Below are 18,278 nucleotides of genomic sequence, written 5' to 3'. Positions count from 1 at the left end.
GGTCATTATGAACATCCCGGCCTCTGATCTTGAACGCCTCAATAACTGCCGCCACCATGCTCCCCATGATTTCTATGGGTGGCATGAGGGAACCGTCCGTACTCGTCGCCCCGGTGCCGAAGCCGTCGAGCTCGTCACCGCAGCGGAAACCGTCGCCATGACCGCTGTGGGCGACGATATCTGGGAGGCTCCGCTGGCGGAGGAATCGGACTACCGTCTGCGGATCACCTACCCAGACCAGCCTTCAATCGAAGTCGCCGATGGCTACCACTTCCTGCCTACCTTGGGCACCCTGGACCAGCACCTCATCGGTGAAGGGCGCCATGAGCGCCTCTGGGACGTACTCGGCGCAAACCTCAAGACCTACACCACCGACATGGGTGAGGTCACCGGCACCGCCTTCGCCGTGTGGGCCCCAAATGCAGAAGGTGTTGCCGTGGTTGGTGACTTCTGCGGTTGGAACCCAACCCAGTACCCCATGCGCTGCCTGGGTTCCACCGGTATCTGGGAACTTTTCATCCCCGGCGTCGGTGAGGGCGAGCGCTACAAGTTCGCCGTCCACGGAAAGAACGCCCCGCGCGTCGACAAGGCTGATCCCTTGGCCAAGCGCACCATCGCTCCGCCGGAGACCGCGTCCGTGGTGACGAAGTCCGAGTTCGCGTGGTCCGATGACGAGTGGATGACCCAGCGCAACGACGACCTCGATGTACCCATGAGCGTCTATGAACTGCACGTGGGTTCCTGGAAGGTCGGCGCCAACTACAACAGCCTGCGCGAGGAGCTCATCCCCTACCTGGTTGAACACGGCTTTACCCACGTGGAGATGCTGCCCGTGGCCGAGCACCCCTTCGGCGGCTCCTGGGGCTACCAGGTCTCCGGCTACTACGCGCCGTCTGCTCGCTGGGGTACCCCGGATGAGCTGCGCGCGCTCATTAATGACCTGCACAAGGCCGGCATCGGCGTGTTCATCGACTGGGTACCGGCCCACTTCCCCAAAGACGAATGGGCACTGGGCCGCTTCGACGGCCAGGCCCTCTACGAGCACCCGGACCCGCGCCGCGGCGAGCAGGCCGACTGGGGAACCTACGTCTTCGACTTTGGCCGCAACGAGGTCCGCAACTTCCTCGTCGCTAACGCCCTCTATTGGGCTGAGGAATTCCACGTCGATGGCCTGCGCGTCGACGCCGTTGCGTCCATGCTCTACCTGGACTACTCCCGCGACGAGTGGCTGCCCAACCAGTACGGTGGCCGCGAAAACCTTGAGGCAGTCCAGTTCCTCCAGGAGACCAACGCGACGCTGAACCGCACCCACCCGGGTGTTCTCACCATCGCTGAGGAGTCCACCTCCTGGCCGGGTGTGACTGCCCCGACGCACGAGGGTGGCCTGGGCTTCAACCTGAAGTGGAACATGGGCTGGATGAATGACACGCTCGAATACTTCAAGCACGAGCCCATTCACCGCAGCTACCACCACGGCGAGCTGACCTTCTCCATGATTTACGCCTACTCGGAGCGCTACGTTCTGCCGTTCAGTCACGACGAGGTTGTGCACGGCAAGGGCTCGCTGTGGGAGCGCATGCCTGGCGACGACTGGAATAAGGCCGCCGGCCTCCGCGCCCTCTACGGCTACATGTTCTCCCACCCCGGCAAGCAGCTGATGTTCATGGGCCAAGAGTTCGGCCAGACCACCGAGTGGTCTGAGGGAAACTCCGTGGACTGGGCCAACCTTGAAGGCTGGGGCAATGAGTGGCACCACGGCATCAAGCGCCTCGTGCGTGACCTCAACGTGGTGTACAAGCAGCACCCGGCGCTGTGGTCGCAGGATTACACCCAGGACGGCTTCCAGTGGGTCAAGGCCGATGACGCGAATAACAACATGCTGGGCTATGTCCGCTACGGCAAGGACGGCTCTACACTACTCGCGGTGTGCAACTTCTCTGGCAGCTCCGTCCCGAACTACGACCTGTGGGTGCCGCGCGACGGTGAGTGGGAGCTAGTCATCAACACAGACGACGCCGTCTACCAGGGCGCCGGCAACGACCTGCCGCACCACGTGCGCTCGGAGGGCAACAACCTTCACTTGCACCTGCCGGCAAACTCGGTGCAGTGGTACGCCTTCCGCGGCTAAGCTGAGTGACGCGCCGTTGACAAGACCGTTGAAACACCACTGCCGGAATTGCCAAAATGGTTGCTTGGGGCGAACCCGCCGATGAGTTCATCGGCTATGCTCCTGTCAGATCGGCTTGAACGCCGACAACCAATGGTTCAATTGCAAGAGCGAAGGCAGTGGAGTTAATTCCTTTATCACCTTTGATAGGCGCAATACTCAGCCGAAGGTTTCATATCGATAGCGGCGATGCCTACCACTTCCCCGTCTTACGGACGAAAAGGATCCATACATAATAGGTGAATTTGCGGCTTCTGATTCGCAGTCAATCAAAAATCATTCCCTAAATATTCTGCTGTGCAGTAGCATTGACTGCGGTCATCTTCAGTGTCATCTAGGCTCGGAATCACGGGACATAAAGCAAAAATTCGTTCAACAACTACCGGAACTGACCTGCTTGCAGAGTAGCTAAATCGCTATCATCGCCTTCAGTTCCGACGGCAGGTGAGCCTAGCACGACACACGCGCAAGCTAACGATATAAGGCTGAGCGTGACACTTTCATGACTAGCCCTGTAAATTGAGAGGTTTTTCACATTAATAACGCGGACTTTCACCTCCCTTTAGGGTAGCTTAACAAGTACTCTCTTACTCCCGCCCAAGGATCATCATGAATGTTCTCCCACGTAAAGTAATCGCGGCTATCTCAACAAGTATTCTGATTAGTAGTTTGTCGAGCACCGCAGTAGCTCAATCATCCTTTTCCGGTTCAACTCAAAATTCCCAGTCGCAGCCGACGCTCGAGGCATCTCAAGAACCAGGCATTAAAAGTGATGCGGTACCGGCGCCAACAATCGATGGACCATTTGCCCAGTGGGGCATTCCGACGCCTCCGGGAGCTGAAGATTATGTGGTTAATCAGGCTACGGAGGAAGAGCTTAACCCACAAGGACTCGAAGAATGGCACCCAACCTCCAATCCCAACAGCGAAGTTATACCTGGCCAGATGCGCTCTGACCGTGAAGAGATTCCTGCCAAAGTTGAGAAGTCAGAAGCTGATCAAGCAGAAACCCGGGAAGCACAGCTTGCAGCCCCGGATAGTCCGGCTTTGTATGCTCGTCGAGGTTGTAGCGTCTACTGGCCGATAAGCTTTGAAGTTTGCGGCCTGATTAAGGAGAAATACGACAGCATCGGTGGACCTACCAGCTTTCTCCTTTTACCCAAGTCCAATGAGTTAACTAATCCTGATGGGGTCGGGAAGCGCTCTGAATTCGTCAACGGATTTATCTATTGGCACCCTACAACTGGAGCACATACTGTTAGCCTTCCCGTATCAAAAGTTTGGGAGCGCCACGGATGGGAAGGAGGTTTCCTCGGGTACCCCACTACCAGTGATATTACTCTGGGAAATGCTTGGTATAAGCAGGACTTCCAAGGCGGGCATGTCTACACACACAATACACTTCCCCTATCACAAGCCAGCATCCAGGGCGCAATCTATGACAAGTGGCAATCCATGGGCGCCCAAAACAGTGAACTTGGTTACCCAATAAGTGATGAATTAACAACTCCTGATGGGATTGGACGCTACAACGTATTCGAAGGCGGAATGATCTACTGGACACCGAAACACGGAGCACATTCAGTCAGCGGTGGCATACTTTTTTCTTGGGCAACACAAGGTTACGAAAGAAGTGCTTATGGATATCCGATTGGTGACGTATTCATCAATAACCAAGGAAGACAGGAACAGAACTTCGAGGGTGGAGTCCTCTACGGGGATCCTAACGTTTTCTGGCAGCCGTTTTCATGTCTACATGCAGTTTCTCGAATCTCACAGGAAATGGGAATTCTAGACAGAATGCAGTTTATGTGTTCAAACCGCGGGGTTTCCATTACAGCTAATGGCCTTGACTACTTTGGGATGCCCACAGTAGAGGACGTGGCCAAAAATATACCTATCCCCGAATTATGGTCCGCGAGAGATTCGACGGGCATGACTGGAGTCGAATGCGATTTTTACGAGTCTGGGTCGATGAGCGGCCCGTTCAGAAAATCGGATTACAAGGCTGTTAAAAAGATTAGTTTCTGCTTTGGAGAAACTGATCCGCCTTCTCCCTTCGAGAATATAGAACCCAGATGGTCTCGAGAATTTGCTTGGACTGTCTCTGACAGCTTGATTCAGCGCGCTTATGGAGATCTAGCTGTGAGCGTCGAAAACTTGGATTTGCCTAGCTTCACTTTCCAGGTGAATAGCCGACTTAGAAAAGATATTTCCCGCAGGTTTGACTATACGACTACTAAGTCAACCAATACGGTAACTGCGCCGGGCTTAAGCAACGCAGATAAGGTGACCTACGATATTCTTAAAGAGCCGGGAACCTATTTTACCGAAATAGATGGTATTTCGCTTCAAGTTCCTGAATGGGGCTACAACCAGAGCTTTGGTGGGTACAGGTTCGCTATCGGGCGTTACGACTGTCCCGAGTATTCCCATCATGCTGATTTGTGTAAGTTTACCAATCCTATTGATGATCATACGTAAACCCCGTTGAGGGGAGGAGTCAAATATGCACAGCTTTCTGTGGGATGATTTTTGCGAAAACCAAGGAGTGATTGAATGCGAAGAAATAGTAGATTTGTGTTCCTCTGGTGTGCTGAAGCAGCTCATGACACATAACCTCACAAGAAATGTCTCGTACGATTGCATCTATTATCCCGACGGTACTGCTGATGAAGACGGACCGTTCATTGATTACACCACCTATCACGTTGATGCTTATCCTGCTCAATCGGAACTAATTACCTTCAGAAACGGCATGGAGATCAGTCACGACGGTCCAGATGCTTGTAATAATCAGTTAATCCACCGAGGTGCTCCACCTTCTGGCGCTGGAGGACCTAGCGTATTTCTCTACTACAATCGGTATCCGGAATTTTGGGGTAACACGTTTAAAAATCCACCGTGGTTACACTATCCGCGGTCTATTACGCGGGCGTCCAAAGCAGGGTTTGAACATTATATTCGCGTGGTGAGCTACTCCGACGATGAGATGAAAAGACACCAGATGTGGAAAGAGATCATCATCGACACGGAAATCTCGATGGCCGTTCTTTTTGCCCGTCATATTGGATCGGATGTTGACAACGTGTGGACAATGGTTCATCTGGAGGAGCGAAATGACTGGCGCCAACCAGAGCTTAAAACCTTTGATTATCACTGGAGTATCGGAGGCCAGCAGCCGCTGACTTAGCGTTCGATTGGGCGCATCACCGCTTCTTGGGCCCGCAATTACACTTTTGGGCCGCCCATTCGCGGACTGGTCCAACTTGGAAGGCTGGGGCAACGAGTGGCACCACGGCATCAAGCGCCTAGTGCGCGACCTCAACGCGGTGTACAAGCAGCACCCGGCCTTGTGGACCCAGGACTTTACCCAGGACGGCTTCCAGTGGGTCAAGGCTGACGACGCCAACAACAACATGCTCGGCTACGTCCGCTACGGCAAGGACGGCTCCGCGCTGCTGGCGGTGTGCAACTTCTCCGGCAGTTCCGTGCCCAACTATGACCTCTGGGTGCCGCGCGATGGCGAATGGGAGCTAGTCATCAACACAGACGACGCTGTCTACCAGGGTGCTGGCAACGACCTTGCCCACCGCGTGCGCTCCGAAGGCAACCACGTCCATCTACACCTGCCGGCCAACTCGGTGCAGTGGTATACCTTCCGCGGCTAGTTTCTCAAAGCACAACTGCCTGATCTGCCAAAGATCACCGCTGAGATCGAATTCCAGCCCCTAGTTTTGGCAACTCGGGCAGTTTTAGTTTTCAGTCCTGCGCGTGACCATCAAGGAAAGCTCGTACGCGAGCATCGATGTCATCGCGAAGCGCATCCATTCGCTCATCTCCCTCTAGGCCGCGTACGGACGGGTCCTCAATCTCCCAACGCTCAGCCACTCCGTCATAGTCGGCATCACCGACGATGATGACGTGGTCCACCGAAGATGCGAGGTCGGAATCAATCAAGGTCGGCGTACCTGCCATGTCGGCGCCGACCTTTGCAAGGGAGGCCTGCGCCTCAGCATTAACGCCCTGCTCACGATGCTGTTCAGTGGTCTTTACTCCTGCGGAGTGAATCTCCCAGTCGGGCGCATGCTTCCTGGCTAAGGCAGCCGCCATCTGGGACTTACCGCGGTTGGTATTACAAAGAAAAAGTACGGAGGTCATGCCACCCTACTGTAATCGTGTTGCGGTGTGCCAGTAGGACCAGAGCGCTAGTTCTTCTTCACCGCGTAGTACACCGGCAGGGACTTCCAGTTGAAGGTCACGTCCTGGACGTTCTCGGACCAGCCGCCGACCACGTTCGGGTAGAACAGCGGGATCGAAGGAAGGTCACGCAACAACAGCTCCTGTGCCTGGTTGTAGAGCTTTGCGGCTTCCTCCTCATTTGCGGCGCCGTTGGCCTTGACGATGAGCTCATCAAACTCCGGGTTGGAGTACTTCGAGTCATTAGAGGCGACACCCGTGGTGAAGTTTGGCCCGAGGAAGTTGCCCATGGAAGGATAGTCGGCGAACCACGCCGTGCGGTAGGCGCCGTCCATGCGCTCACTGCGGTAGGCATCGCGGAAGGACTTGAAGTCCGGGTAGGGGTTCCCCACGGCTTGAATTCCCAGCGTGTTGCTGATGTTGTTGGCTACGGCATCGGCCCAATCTTTGTTGTCGCCATCGGTGTTGTAGTTAATGGGGAACGAGCCTTCAAAAGCACCGTACTTCTTATCGGCCTCCGCCCAGAGCTTCTTCGCCTCCTCCGGGTTATAGTCCAGGTTCTCCGAACCGGGCAGGCTGTCGTTGTAGCCATTCAGGACCGGTGAGGTGAACTCGCGGGCCGGTGTGCGGGTGCCGTGGAAGATGGTCTCCGCGATTTCCTCGCGGTTGATAGCCATCGAGATTGCCTTGCGGCGCAGCGCGCCTTCTTCCCCACTGAAATGCGGGGTCTCCATATGGATGGACATCTCCAGGTAGGTGGCAGCAGGCTTGGTTTCTTGGCGGTCCCCCAAGTCCTGTTCATAGCTTCCGAAGGCAGAGGACGGGATGGCTTCGAGGACATCGAGGTTATTCGCCAACAGGTCCATGTACGCGGCGTTGGAATCAGCGTAGAAGGTGAACTCAATGCCGTCGTTTTGTGCAGCACGGTCGCCCTTGTATTCCGGGTTGGGCTCGATGATCAGGTTCTGGTTGTGATTCCATTCCTTGATCTTGTACGGGCCGTTCGATACCGGGGTCTCGCCGAAAGACTTCGGGGCCTCCAGTGCGGCTGCGGGGACTGGGAAGTAGGCGTTGTAGCCTAAGCGGCTCGGAAAGTCGCTTTCCGGCTGGGTGAGCTCGATGGTGAAGGTGTGCTCATCGATGACCTTGAGGCCCTCCATCTCCTTGACGCCTTCCCCGTATCCCTTGATGGAGGAGAAGAAGCTCTCGTTGAGCTGTTCGTTGGCCACCGCGTAATTCCACGTATCGACGAAGGTATCCGCAGTTACGGCAGAACCGTCGGAAAATTTCAGGTCGGGCTTGAGCGTGACCTTGTAGGTCTTCTCCCCTTCCTTGTCGATGGACTCCGCCATCTCGTTGTGCACGTTGCCCTCGGCGTCGTAGTACACCAACCCGGAATACAACATGTCGACGATGCGTCCGCCACCATTCTCATTCGTCATTGCGGGGATCAGGCCCTGCTGCGGCTCGGTACCGGGCACGCGAACGTAGTTCGCGCCACCGGCGCTATCGGAGCTATCGCTTCCGCAGGCGGTCAGGGTAAAAGCAAGAGAGGCGGCGCCGATGACGCCGAGGAGCTTGCGCATGAGAGTCCTCCTGAAAGAGCTAAAAACAAAGTGTGCGTTATGACACCAAAATGAATTTAGCATGAGGCACCTCACACACCAGCGTCGACACAAAAAGACCCTCAGGAGAGGACTTAATCAGTCAATCCTGAGGGTTGAGTGTGAGGTGCAACAAGCGCCCGTGAAGGCTGCAGCTGCTCGTGGAACTCCACAAGGAAGGGAAATTAATACAATGCACTAGCCAGCTTCGTGCGTGCGGCGAGCACGCGCGGATCGCCGGAATCAAAGAGCCCGAAGAGCTCCAGCAGACGGATCTTGAGCTGTTCCTTATCGTCCCCGGCGGTGCGTTTCATGGCCTCGATGAGGCGCTCGAAGGCGCGGTCGGGAGCACCGGCGGCAACCTCGGCGTCGGCGGCATCGAGCTGCTTGGACACGTCCTCCGGAGCGGCATCCGCCGCGGCGATAGGATCCTCGCTGCGATTCGCCGGGTCCAGGCGCTTGAGCAGCAGCGTGGTATCGCGGGCCTGCTTGATTTCCACGTTGTCTGGCTCGGCAGCCAGGATCTCCTCGTAGGTGGCAATAGCGGAATCGAAATCACCGCGGTTGAGAGCTTCTTCCGCCAGGCTGAGGCGTGGATCCGCTACTTCCTCTGCGGGGCCCTCCCCAGCCTCCTCTTGCTCGGGCAGGCCCTTGAGCTGTGGTCCGAGCTTCTCCACTATCGCCGCGATCCACTGCTCCAAGTTCGCGCGCGGCTGGCTGCCCTCAAAATTAGTAACAGGCTGGCCGGCGGCGATAGCCACGGTAGTCGGCAAGTTCTGCACGCCGAAAACCTGGGCCACCTGCGGTACAACATCGGCGTTGATGTAGCCCACGATGAACTTCAAGCCACCGGCGGCAGCCATCTCCTCGAAGTCCTTCTTCAGCTGCTCAGAGGCGGGCGAACGCGGGGAACCAATCAACGCGATGACCGGAACCTCCGCCGAGCGGCGGACAAGGTCATTTTCAAAGTTCTCTTCAGTGACTTCGAAGAACGGCTGAATGCCGGCTGGCGCACCTGCGTTCCCCTGCTCCTGCGCCTTGGCCTTGGCTTCTGCCTGCTGCTTGATGGCACCTAGGTCCAGGGCACCTCCTACGTACGGTCCGGTCACTGATTCTCCTCCAAGTAACGGTTAACGGATTCTACTTTCTGAGTTATCTGCCCAGTCACGCCTTCACGGATATCAGCCTTGATAACCAGGCTTGTGCGCGGAGAAACTGCACGGACAGCGTCGGTGGCCTCCTTGATCACCGCAAAGACTTCGTCCCACTCGCCCTCGATGAGGGTGAACATGGCGTTGGTCTCGTTGGGCAAGCCAGAGGCGCGGACGACCCGTACGGCTTCCGCCACGGCGTCAGACATCTCGGCGCTCTCATCGCCCACGACGGACGGCGCTACAGAAAAGGCAACAATCATGCCCGCTAGTCTACCGCCGGTCCCAGCAGTGGCGGTGCCAGTGTCGGCGGTCATCGCCCTGCCCGCCGGTATCGCGAGGCCACGCGACGATATGTGCCACCCCGGGCGGAATGTTCTGGTTACAGCCTGGGCAGACGTAGAACTTGGTTGCGGCGGAGCTGCCGATATGCCGCATGACATAGGGCTCGCCATGTGCCCAGCTTGGGCCCGGGACGGTCTGCGAGCCAAGGAAGGAACTGCCATCGCGCGGCAGAAAGCGTGGCTCCTCGCGGATTCGACGATTGCGGCGTGGCATTAGAACAACCGCAGCTCGTTGGATTCAATGCCGCGCAGTTCTTGGTAGTCAAGCACGACGCAACGGATACCACGGTCTTCCGCCAAAGTACGGGCCTGCGGTTTGATTTCCTGGGCGGCGAACACACCGTGGACCGGGGCTAGGAGATCGTCGCGGTTGAGCAACTCAAGGTAGCGCGTGAGCTGCTCGACGCCGTCAATGCCTCCCCTACGCTTAACCTCCACGGCGACGAACTCATTCTTAGCGTTCTTCGCCATGATGTCCACCGGGCCAATCGCCGTGGGGTATTCGCGGCGTACTAGGGAGTACTTCTCCCCCAAAGTTTCGATGTGTTCAGCAAGCAGCTCCTGCAGGTGCGCCTCGACGCCGTCCTTCACCAGGCCGGGATCCTCACCGAGCTCCATCTCAATGTCCTGGTGGACCTCGGCGATTGTGATACGCAGCTGCTCACCTTTGGGGTTCTCAACGAGCCACAGTTTTTCTCCGGTGTCCTCACCGTCGATATCGGTGATGTCAGACTCGTCGAGCGTGCAGGGAGGCGTCATCCAATTCAAAGGCTTGTAGGCACGGTCGTCCGCGTGAACGGAGACTGAGCCGTCAGCCTTAATAAGGATGAGGCGGTCCGCCAAGGGCAGGTGGGCGTCGAGGCGGCCGACGTAATCTACAGAGCAACGGGCGATGACAACACGCATGCACTCTACCCTAACGGGTACGGCCTACTTCTTAGGAAAGCGGGTGGCACGCTGGCGCATCTGGTGGTAATCCAGCTTCTCTTTGCGCTTCGAGGGAGCTGCCTCCACCCACGCGTTGAGTGCCATGATTCCCTGTGCATCGGCGGCAATCTCATAGTCCTTGCCGTGCACACTCATACGCATAATCTGCTCACCTGCGGGCATAAAAGAAGCCTCGTCATCATCGAGCGGGCGAGTGCCATTGAGGGTGATGTCGAGGCGATTAAAGCGCATATTAGCGCTGGGGAGAACGGAACGGAGTTTGAAGTACTCCATATGCTCTCCGTTATAGCGCACCAGGCCATGGCGCCACGAGTGCGAGTCTTTAGCCGGCAGCAGACGCAACAACACCGAAGTTCCCCGAGAGCGGAGGGTGAAAAAGCGCACCGCTGCAAGAACGATGACAGCCAGAACAATCAGGGCGAGCAGAAAAAGCAGCCATTGCAGCACCTGAGTATTCATGGCAAACGGTCCTTTACGGAAATGCGAATTGTTTCATCGATTGTACCGCTTAGCAACAGCTCAATGCCAGTTGTTTCGCAGAAGACTAAGCCCCCTGATGCTCCTTCGATAAGGAGCACCAGGGGGCTGTCTTTAGGTCAGAGTGGGAAGGGCGGTCATTGCTGCCCGTTCTCTCCCCTCTCCGCTAATCCGTTAGCTGTTGAAGCGGCGAACGGCGCGCAGTGCGGCGTCACCACGAGACCTCGTCAGCTCGCGCTCAGACTTCAGGTCTTCCTGAGCCTGGGCCTCATCGACCTCACTGGCCCAGACGGCCCAGTCTGCGAGGACGGTGATCTTGTTCTCGGATACGGAGAGGAAGCCACCCTGGACAGCAGCGACGCGGCGCTCGCCGTCCACCGGGTGGATGGTCACGACACCATTATCGATCAACTGACCGACCATGGGCTCGTGGCCAGGAAGCACGCCGATCTCACCCTCGGTGGTCTCAGCCGTCACCATGGTGGCCTTGCCGGTCCACAGCAGGCGTTCGACGGAAACCAATTCGGCGGTGATGTCAGCCATGTGCCTCTCCCTACTTCTTCTCGCTCAGCTTCTGGTACGCAGCTTCGACGTCGTCCAAGCCACCCAGGCCGTTGAAGGCCTGCTCTGGGTAGTGGTCGAATTCGCCGTTGCAGATGCGCTCGAAGGCGTCGATGGTGTCAGCCAGCGGCACGTAGGAGCCCGGCAGGCCGGTGAACTTCTCTGCGACGAAGAAGTTCTGGCCCAGGAAGCGCTCGATACGACGTGCACGCTGAACGGTGACCTTGTCCTCCTCGGACAGCTCGTCCATACCAAGGATGGCGATGATGTCCTGGAGTTCCTTGTTCTTCTGCAGAATACCGATGACACGCTGTGCCACCTCGTAGTGGCGCTCGCCCACGATGGCCGGCTCCAAAATACGAGAGGTAGAGGTCAGCGGGTTCACTGCCGGGTAAATACCCTTCGACGCAATGGAACGGTCCAGCTCGGTGGTGGCATCGAGGTGGGCGAAGGTGGTGGCCGGAGCCGGGTCGGTGTAGTCATCGGCCGGCACGTAGACGGCCTGCAGGGAGGTAATGGACTTACCCTTGGTGGAGGTAATACGCTCCTGCAGAACACCCATCTCATCAGCCAGAGTCGGCTGGTAACCCACAGCAGAAGGCATACGGCCCAGAAGGGTCGAAACCTCAGAACCTGCCTGGGTGAAGCGGAAGATGTTGTCGATGAACAGCAGCACGTCCTGGTTCTGAACATCGCGGAAGTACTCCGCCATGGTCAGGCCGGACAGAGCCACGCGCATACGAACTCCCGGCGGCTCATCCATCTGGCCGAACACGAGGGCGGTGTCCTGGAGAACGCCCATCTCTTCCATCTCGAGGAAGAGGTCAGTGCCCTCACGGGTGCGCTCGCCGACGCCGGCGAAGACGGAGGTACCGGAGAACTCGCGTGCAATACGAGTAATCATCTCCTGGATAAGAACGGTCTTACCCACACCTGCACCACCGAAGAGGCCAATCTTGCCACCCTTGACGTACGGGGTGAGAAGGTCGATGACCTTAATACCGGTCTCGAGGATCTCGGTCTTGCCCTCCAGCTGGTCGAATGCCGGCGGCTCGCGGTGGATGCCCCACTGCTCGCCATCGCGGCCCAGACCCGGCTGGTCGAGGCAGTCACCGAGGGCGTTGAAGACGTGGCCCTTGACCACATCACCCACGGGGACGGAAATCGGCTTGCCGGTGTCGGTCACGGCTGCACCGCGGACGAGGCCGTCGGTCGGAGCCATGGACACGGCACGGACGAGGTTGTCACCGAGGTGCTGAGCGACCTCAAGGGTGACGGTCTTTGCAACAGCCTCGAGGGTCACCTCGACGGTCAGTGCGTTGTACAGTGCCGGCAGCCCGCCACGCGGAAACTCCACGTCGACGACCGGACCGATGACACGCACCACACGGCCGGCGGTAGCCGACGACTGTGTGTTCTGCTCTTGCAGAGCTGTAGTCATAATCTAGTCACTTTCTGCGCTTTCGGCGAGCGCCCCAGCGCCACCGACGATCTCTGTGATTTCTTGGGTAATCTGCGCCTGACGTGCCTGGTTGGCCACGCGGGAGAGGTCCTTGACCAGCTCGCTCGCGTTGTCAGTTGCAGACTTCATTGCGGTACGGCGTGCGGCGGACTCGGAGGCCGAGGACTCCAAGAACATCGCAAACAGGAGGCGGGACACGTACTGCGGAAGCAGTGCGTCCATGAGGGTGTCCGCATCCGGCTCGAACTCGTAATCAGGGTTGATCTGAGTGTTCGGTTCGGCGTCGGAAAGCGCGGACTCACCCATGTGGTAGTCCTTTTCCTCAATAACCGGTACCACCGGCAGCAGCTGCTGCACACGCGCCGTCTGGGTCAGCATGGACTCAAACTCGGTGTACACAACGTGCACCTGGTCGAAACCGCGAACGGTCTCACCTTCGAGGTTGATGCCCTCGCGGGTCTTGGCCTGGCCCTTCGAACCGGCAACGAAGCCGTCGATGATGTGGCGGCGCACGTTGTGCGTCGACTCCCAGGTCGGATCCTGCGAGAATCCGGTCCAGCTGCCTGCGACCTCAGCTTCACGGAACTTGTAGAAGCCAACACCTTTGTTACCCGTGACGTAACGGACGGTCTCGAAACCTTCGCTCTTGAGCAGGGCTTCGAGCTCGGCCGCCTTCTTGAAGATGTTGTTGTTGTAGCCGCCGCACATACCGCGGTCAGACGAGACCACGAGAATAGCGGCAACCTTGCCATCTTCACGTTCACGGAGCATGGGGTGATCCAGGGACGTATGCGCGGCAAGCTTATTCAACACGTTGGACAGCTCGCGCGCATATGGCTGGGACGCCTCGACCCTGGCCTGAGCCTTGGTAATGCGCGAGGTAGCAATGAGCTCCTGTGCCTTGGTGATCTTCTTGGTGGAATTGACGGACCTGATGCGGTCACGCAGTTCACGAAGATTAGCCATGGTTTTCGCTCCTCCCTTCTTTTTCTAGACGGTTAATTCTTAGAGTGTGCGGACTCTATTTGGCCGTCTTGCGGGAGACGTTGAGCTCGGTCTTCTTGACGTCCTCAGCGGCGAGCGGGTCAACCGGCGCCTCGGAGCCGAGGTTGTGGCCCTCGGTGGTGCGGAAGGACGGGGTGAAGTCCTTGGCTGCTGCAACAAGTGCATCCTTGGACTCGTCGGTCAGAGCGGTGCCACCCTGAATCTGCTCGAACACCTGCGGGGTTGCAGAGTTGAGGTGATCGTGCAGCTCCTTCTCGAAGCGGCGTACGTCCTCGACGGGAACGACGTCGAAGATGCCCTGGTCTGCGAGGAAGATGGACACCATCTGGTACTCGACAGGCTGCGGAGAGGACTCGGACTGCTTCAGCAGCTCAACGAGGCGCTCACCGCGCTCCAGCTGAGCCTTGGAGGCAGAGTCAAGGTCGGACGCAAAGGCAGCGAAGGCCTGCAGGTCACGGTAGGCGGCCAGCTCCAGACGGAGGTTACCGGCAACCTTCTTCATACCCTTGGTCTGTGCGGCACCACCAACACGGGAGACAGACACACCGACGTTAATTGCCGGACGGACGCCCTGGTTGAACAGGTCGGACTCCAGGAAGACCTGGCCGTCGGTAATGGAAATAACGTTGGTCGGAATGAAGGCGGAGACGTCGTTCGCCTTGGTCTCAATAATCGGCAGTGCGGTCATGGAACCTGCACCCATGTCGTCGGAGAGCTTTGCAGCACGCTCCAGCAGACGGGAGTGGAGGTAGAAAACGTCACCCGGGTATGCCTCGCGGCCCGGCGGGCGGCGCAGCAGAAGGGAAATCGCACGGTAGGCCTCAGCCTGCTTGGTCAGATCATCGTAGATGATCAGGACGTGGTTGCCCTGGTACATCCAGTGCTGCCCCAGAGCAGCACCGGAGAACGGTGCCAGCCACTTGAAGCCGGCGGCGTCGGACGCCGGTGCTGCCACGATGGTGGTGTAATCCAGCGCGCCGTGCTCCTCAAGGGTGCGGCGCACACCAGCAATGGTGGAGCCCTTCTGGCCGATGGCGACGTAGATACAGCGAACCTGCTTGTTCTTGTCGCCAGACTCCCAGTTAGCCTTCTGGTTCAGAATGGTGTCGATACAGACGGCGGTCTTACCCGTCTTACGGTCACCAATGATCAACTGACGCTGACCACGACCAATCGGGGTCATGGCGTCAATTGCCTTGATGCCGGTCTGCATCGGCTCTTCCACCGGCTGACGCTGCAGCACGGACGGTGCCTGCAGCTCGAGGACGCGGTCCTCTTCAGCGGTGATCGGGCCCAGGCCGTCAATCGGCTGGCCCAAGGGGTTAATTACGCGGCCGAGGAAGTCCTCGCCCACAGGGATGGAGAGGACTTCGCCAGTCCTCTTGACCTCGTCGCCTTCTTTAAGCGACTCGAAGTTGCCCAAGACCACGACACCGATGGAGTTGGTGTCAAGGTTCTGTGCGACGCCAATAACGCCGCCCGGGAACTCGAGCAGCTCATTCGCCATGACGGACGGCAGGCCCGAAACCTGCGCAATACCGTCAGCTGCCGAAATGACCACGCCGACCTCCTCACGGGAGGCCTCCGCGGAGTAGCTCGAGGTGTAGTTCGCAATCGCGCTACGGATCTCGTCGGAGGAGATCGTCAGCTCCGCCATGTTCTTCCTGCTCTCGGTAGTATCTTCCAGCAATTACTTAATCGTTTCTGTCGTTTCGGCTTATGCCATCGCGGCGCGAAGGCGAGCAATCTTGCCTGCCGTCGAGCCATCAATAACTTCGTCGCCGACGCGGATGGTCATGCCACCGAGGAGGCTGGTGTCAACCTCAGAGTGGATGGACATCGCACGACCATAAATTTTGCCCAGCTTTTCAGCGAGTGCTGCCCGCTGGCTATCGTTCAGCTCACCCGCAGTGGTGACGCGCGCGATAGAGCGGCCCTGCAGCTCAGCTGCAGTGTCCGCCAGACCGGCGAGATCATCAATCGGGTTCTGCTCCGGGCGGCCAATGGCCTGCAGCGCGAGCGCTTCAGTGACCATGGTGACCTTGCCGTAGAGCACGCTTGCCAGCAGTCCAACCTTGCGGTCGGACGTCGCAGTACGGTCTGAAAGCAGCTGGGTCAGTTCGCCTTCGCGGTCAAGCACGCGTGACAGGGAGAAGAGCTCGTCTTCAACCTGGCCCAGTTTGCCCTCAGACTCAGCGCCACGCAGAAGTGCGCGACGGCCAAGCTTGATGAGGCCACGGGCAATATCACGCGGCGTGGACCACTGTGCAGCGGCGGCTTCCTCGAGCACCTGCTGTGCTACCGGGGAAATCTTGCCGCCAAAAAGCTTCTGGACCAGGGTCTTACGGTCCTCGGAAGTTGCTGCATCATCCGTCAGGGCAACGCGCAGTTCGCGGTCGCCATCGAGGACGCGGACAACCTCGAAGAGGTCCTGGCCTGCCTGGGTAGCAGTAGCTACCGAGTTGTCGCCGGACAGAAATCCGTCCAGCTTGGACTCGACGGTAGCGAGTGCTTCGCGGCTAGCTGCCTTCATCGTTGCCTACTTTCCGGCCGGTGCCACAGTGTCGAGCTCGGACAGGAAGCTATCAATGGTGGAGGACTGCTTCGTGGCGTCGGAAAGTTCGCCACCGAGAAGCTTCTCTGCCAGGTTGATGGAGTTCTGTCCGATGTCGGAACGCAGCTCAGACACGACCTGTGCGCGAGAAGCTTCAAGCTGCTTCTCACCGGCGGTCAGGATGCGACGAGACTCTTCCTCTGCAGCTTCCTTGGCCTCGGCCTCAATCAACTTGCCGCGCTCGCGCGCCTGCTCGCGGATTTCTGCAGCCTCGGCTCGGGCATCAGCGAGCTGAGCGTTGTACTTTTCCAAAGCAGCCTTAGCTTCGGCCTGCTGAGCCTCCGCACGCTTAAGGCCACCTTCGATCCGGTCTTCGCGCTCCTGCAGCATCTTGTTGTATGCCGGAAGAACGAACTTCCAGAAAATCAACAGGATGATGATGAACGGAATGAGAGACCAGACCAAGTCGTACATCTTGGGCGAAAGGATGGAGTTACCGCTTTCCAGCGGCAGGGACTCACTTCCTTCCGCTGCAAGGTAGTAAATGACGTTGTTCATGGGGCTCCGTTCTTAAAGTTCGATTTACTTTGTGTAAAGCGCTCTTTAGAACAGGAAGCCTGCAACGAGGCCGATAAGTGCCAGGGCCTCAACGAAGGCGATACCCAGGAACATGGTGGTACGCAGCTGACCAGCCATCTCCGGCTGGCGAGCCATGCCCTCGACGGTCTTGCCAACGAGAATACCGATGCCCAAGCCCGGGCCGATGGTGGCGATGCCGTAGCCGATAGCACCGAGACCGGTGATGGTGGACTCAGCAGCGTCCTGAGCAAGAATGATGTCGTTCATGATGAAAGTCGTTCCCTTTCAAAGTTTCTCCCGCGGGCTAGTCCGCGGGGGCAGTGATGATGATTTCTGGGGGTATTTAGTTAACCGCGAGGTTCGCGTTGTTGTTAGTGCGAGTCTGCATGCAGCGACAGTTCGATGTATACCGCCGTCAGCAGGGCAAAGATGTAGGCCTGCAGGAAGATGACGATAATTTCGTACAGCGTGAACAGAACCGCTGCGACCAGCGTCAGGCCACTCAGGGCGGTCCAGGCGTTGAACTGGAAGAAGAAGAAGTTCGTAGCCGAGTACAACAGGACCAAAATGAGGTGGCCAGCCAGGAAGTTCGCCATGAGACGAAGTGCCAGCGTGACTGGGCGCATAACGAACGTGGAAAATGCCTCAATCGGCACAACAAGAACGTGCAGCAGCGGCGGCAGATTAGGAATAACCACCGAGGACTTCACGAACTTGCCAAAGCCGAAACGTTTTGCACCGGCGTAAATCATGGCGATGTATGCCACGACAGCCAGCACGATTGGCATACCAATACGGGCGTTCGGAGAAATGTTCAGGCCCGGAACAATAGTTGCTACGTTCCAGAACAAAACGCCGAAGAAGATAGTGGCCAAGATGGGAAGGAAACGGCGTCCTTCCTTCTTGCCCAAAATATCTTCTGCGATGTGAATTCGCACGAAGTCAATCGCGTGCTCGCCCACGTTCTGCAATCCTTTAGGAACCAACTTGGGGTTCCGGAAGGCGACAACAAAAAGGAGCACCAAAATGGCCGCCATAAACAGGCGAACCAGCATGATGCGATCCAAAGCGAACCAACCGTTGGCGAAGTCAGCGAACAAAAGATCGACGACTTCACCGTCATCGGTTACGTGCCCCGGGAAAAGTTCTGGATCCAGTTCGGGTGCATGAAACTCACCCTTCATGGCCAATGTCGTAACGCTCAGCGTTCTCTCCCGTGTTCGGGC

General features: G+C 57.8%; 19 protein-coding genes. 4 read left to right on the top strand and 15 right to left on the bottom strand.

Features of this window, described 5'->3' with window-relative positions:
- Positions 1-7 precede the first annotated feature (7 nt).
- From glgB to M5J09_RS12730, 4 genes are all read left to right on the top strand, one after another.
- A complete protein-coding gene (glgB, locus tag M5J09_RS12745) occupies positions 8-2,128 on the top strand; it encodes a 1,4-alpha-glucan branching protein GlgB (RefSeq protein WP_257158120.1) in 2,121 nt (706 codons plus the stop codon).
- A 648-nt stretch (positions 2,129-2,776) separates the two neighbouring features.
- A complete protein-coding gene (locus tag M5J09_RS12740) occupies positions 2,777-4,651 on the top strand; it encodes an LGFP repeat-containing protein (RefSeq protein ID WP_257158119.1) in 1,875 nt (624 codons plus the stop codon).
- A 25-nt stretch (positions 4,652-4,676) separates the two neighbouring features.
- Positions 4,677-5,360, top strand: coding sequence for a hypothetical protein (locus M5J09_RS12735; RefSeq protein ID WP_257158118.1), 684 nt, complete (start codon positions 4,677-4,679; stop codon positions 5,358-5,360).
- Between the two features lie 46 nt (positions 5,361-5,406).
- Positions 5,407-5,838: an alpha amylase C-terminal domain-containing protein gene (locus M5J09_RS12730; RefSeq protein WP_374982128.1), complete on the top strand. Its 432-nt coding sequence runs from the start codon at positions 5,407-5,409 to the stop codon at positions 5,836-5,838.
- A 91-nt stretch (positions 5,839-5,929) separates the two neighbouring features.
- On the opposite strand, the gene M5J09_RS12725 is transcribed toward M5J09_RS12730, so the two are convergent.
- The 15 genes from M5J09_RS12725 to atpB all read right to left on the bottom strand — a co-directional run bounded on the left by M5J09_RS12725 (position 5,930) and on the right by atpB (position 18,236).
- Positions 5,930-6,328, bottom strand: a complete 399-nt coding sequence (locus M5J09_RS12725; RefSeq protein ID WP_257158117.1) for a low molecular weight phosphatase family protein — start codon at positions 6,326-6,328, stop codon at positions 5,930-5,932.
- Between the two features lie 47 nt (positions 6,329-6,375).
- Positions 6,376-7,953 carry an ABC transporter substrate-binding protein gene (locus M5J09_RS12720; protein ID WP_257158116.1) on the bottom strand — a complete coding sequence of 526 codons (1,578 nt, stop codon included), beginning with the start codon at positions 7,951-7,953 and terminating at the stop codon, positions 6,376-6,378.
- A 203-nt stretch (positions 7,954-8,156) separates the two neighbouring features.
- A complete protein-coding gene (locus M5J09_RS12715; RefSeq protein WP_257158115.1) occupies positions 8,157-9,080 on the bottom strand; it encodes a tetratricopeptide repeat protein in 924 nt (307 codons plus the stop codon).
- On the bottom strand, positions 9,077-9,385 hold the full coding sequence (locus tag M5J09_RS12710; RefSeq protein WP_042533203.1) for an MTH1187 family thiamine-binding protein: 309 nt from the start codon (positions 9,383-9,385) through the stop codon (positions 9,077-9,079). The genes M5J09_RS12715 and M5J09_RS12710 overlap by 4 nt, the downstream gene beginning before the upstream one ends.
- A 10-nt stretch (positions 9,386-9,395) precedes the next feature.
- Positions 9,396-9,680 carry a hypothetical protein gene (locus tag M5J09_RS12705; RefSeq protein ID WP_083280786.1) on the bottom strand — a complete coding sequence of 95 codons (285 nt, stop codon included), beginning with the start codon at positions 9,678-9,680 and terminating at the stop codon, positions 9,396-9,398.
- Positions 9,680-10,372: an endonuclease NucS gene (gene nucS / locus M5J09_RS12700; RefSeq protein WP_042530488.1), complete on the bottom strand. Its 693-nt coding sequence runs from the start codon at positions 10,370-10,372 to the stop codon at positions 9,680-9,682. The genes M5J09_RS12705 and nucS overlap by 1 nt, the downstream gene beginning before the upstream one ends.
- A gap of 24 nt (positions 10,373-10,396) precedes the next feature.
- Positions 10,397-10,873, bottom strand: a complete 477-nt coding sequence (locus M5J09_RS12695) for a DUF2550 domain-containing protein (RefSeq protein WP_042530486.1) — start codon at positions 10,871-10,873, stop codon at positions 10,397-10,399.
- 192 nt (positions 10,874-11,065) lie between these two features.
- A complete protein-coding gene (locus M5J09_RS12690) occupies positions 11,066-11,434 on the bottom strand; it encodes a F0F1 ATP synthase subunit epsilon (protein ID WP_042530484.1) in 369 nt (122 codons plus the stop codon).
- A 10-nt stretch (positions 11,435-11,444) separates the two neighbouring features.
- On the bottom strand, positions 11,445-12,893 hold the full coding sequence (gene atpD, locus M5J09_RS12685) for a F0F1 ATP synthase subunit beta (RefSeq protein ID WP_042530482.1): 1,449 nt from the start codon (positions 12,891-12,893) through the stop codon (positions 11,445-11,447).
- Between the two features lie 3 nt (positions 12,894-12,896).
- A complete protein-coding gene (locus tag M5J09_RS12680) occupies positions 12,897-13,880 on the bottom strand; it encodes a F0F1 ATP synthase subunit gamma (RefSeq protein WP_257158114.1) in 984 nt (327 codons plus the stop codon).
- Positions 13,881-13,935: 55 nt separating this feature from the next.
- A complete protein-coding gene (atpA, locus tag M5J09_RS12675; protein ID WP_042530478.1) occupies positions 13,936-15,576 on the bottom strand; it encodes a F0F1 ATP synthase subunit alpha in 1,641 nt (546 codons plus the stop codon).
- Between the two features lie 60 nt (positions 15,577-15,636).
- A complete protein-coding gene (locus M5J09_RS12670; protein WP_042530476.1) occupies positions 15,637-16,452 on the bottom strand; it encodes a F0F1 ATP synthase subunit delta in 816 nt (271 codons plus the stop codon).
- Positions 16,453-16,458: 6 nt separating this feature from the next.
- Positions 16,459-17,031: a F0F1 ATP synthase subunit B gene (locus M5J09_RS12665; RefSeq protein ID WP_257158113.1), complete on the bottom strand. Its 573-nt coding sequence runs from the start codon at positions 17,029-17,031 to the stop codon at positions 16,459-16,461.
- 45 nt (positions 17,032-17,076) lie between these two features.
- Positions 17,077-17,319 (bottom strand): ATP synthase F0 subunit C, encoded by a 243-nt coding sequence (locus M5J09_RS12660; protein WP_257158112.1) that lies wholly within the window; start codon positions 17,317-17,319, stop codon positions 17,077-17,079.
- Positions 17,320-17,423: 104 nt separating this feature from the next.
- Positions 17,424-18,236, bottom strand: coding sequence for a F0F1 ATP synthase subunit A (atpB, locus tag M5J09_RS12655; protein ID WP_257158111.1), 813 nt, complete (start codon positions 18,234-18,236; stop codon positions 17,424-17,426).
- Between the last annotated feature and the right edge of the window lie 42 nt (positions 18,237-18,278).

Origin of the sequence: Corynebacterium sp. BF-R-2, assembly GCF_024586525.1 — a bacterium.
GTDB lineage: Bacteria > Actinomycetota > Actinomycetes > Mycobacteriales > Mycobacteriaceae > Corynebacterium > Corynebacterium singulare.
This window is presented reverse-complemented; position numbering and strand designations above follow the sequence as displayed.

Coding starts and splice junctions, on each gene's coding strand:
- glgB (WP_257158120.1), top strand. CDS start 8: ATGAACATCCCGGCCTCTGATCTTGAACGCCTCAATAACTGCCGCCAC.
- M5J09_RS12740 (WP_257158119.1), top strand. CDS start 2,777: ATGAATGTTCTCCCACGTAAAGTAATCGCGGCTATCTCAACAAGTATT.
- M5J09_RS12735 (WP_257158118.1), top strand. CDS start 4,677: ATGCACAGCTTTCTGTGGGATGATTTTTGCGAAAACCAAGGAGTGATT.
- M5J09_RS12725 (WP_257158117.1), bottom strand. CDS start 6,328: ATGACCTCCGTACTTTTTCTTTGTAATACCAACCGCGGTAAGTCCCAG.
- M5J09_RS12720 (WP_257158116.1), bottom strand. CDS start 7,953: ATGCGCAAGCTCCTCGGCGTCATCGGCGCCGCCTCTCTTGCTTTTACC.
- M5J09_RS12710 (WP_042533203.1), bottom strand. CDS start 9,385: ATGATTGTTGCCTTTTCTGTAGCGCCGTCCGTCGTGGGCGATGAGAGC.
- M5J09_RS12705 (WP_083280786.1), bottom strand. CDS start 9,680: ATGCCACGCCGCAATCGTCGAATCCGCGAGGAGCCACGCTTTCTGCCG.
- nucS (WP_042530488.1), bottom strand. CDS start 10,372: ATGCGTGTTGTCATCGCCCGTTGCTCTGTAGATTACGTCGGCCGCCTC.
- M5J09_RS12695 (WP_042530486.1), bottom strand. CDS start 10,873: ATGAATACTCAGGTGCTGCAATGGCTGCTTTTTCTGCTCGCCCTGATT.
- M5J09_RS12690 (WP_042530484.1), bottom strand. CDS start 11,434: ATGGCTGACATCACCGCCGAATTGGTTTCCGTCGAACGCCTGCTGTGG.
- atpD (WP_042530482.1), bottom strand. CDS start 12,893: ATGACTACAGCTCTGCAAGAGCAGAACACACAGTCGTCGGCTACCGCC.
- M5J09_RS12680 (WP_257158114.1), bottom strand. CDS start 13,880: ATGGCTAATCTTCGTGAACTGCGTGACCGCATCAGGTCCGTCAATTCC.
- atpA (WP_042530478.1), bottom strand. CDS start 15,576: ATGGCGGAGCTGACGATCTCCTCCGACGAGATCCGTAGCGCGATTGCG.
- M5J09_RS12670 (WP_042530476.1), bottom strand. CDS start 16,452: ATGAAGGCAGCTAGCCGCGAAGCACTCGCTACCGTCGAGTCCAAGCTG.
- M5J09_RS12665 (WP_257158113.1), bottom strand. CDS start 17,031: ATGAACAACGTCATTTACTACCTTGCAGCGGAAGGAAGTGAGTCCCTG.
- M5J09_RS12660 (WP_257158112.1), bottom strand. CDS start 17,319: ATGAACGACATCATTCTTGCTCAGGACGCTGCTGAGTCCACCATCACC.
- atpB (WP_257158111.1), bottom strand. CDS start 18,236: ATGAAGGGTGAGTTTCATGCACCCGAACTGGATCCAGAACTTTTCCCG.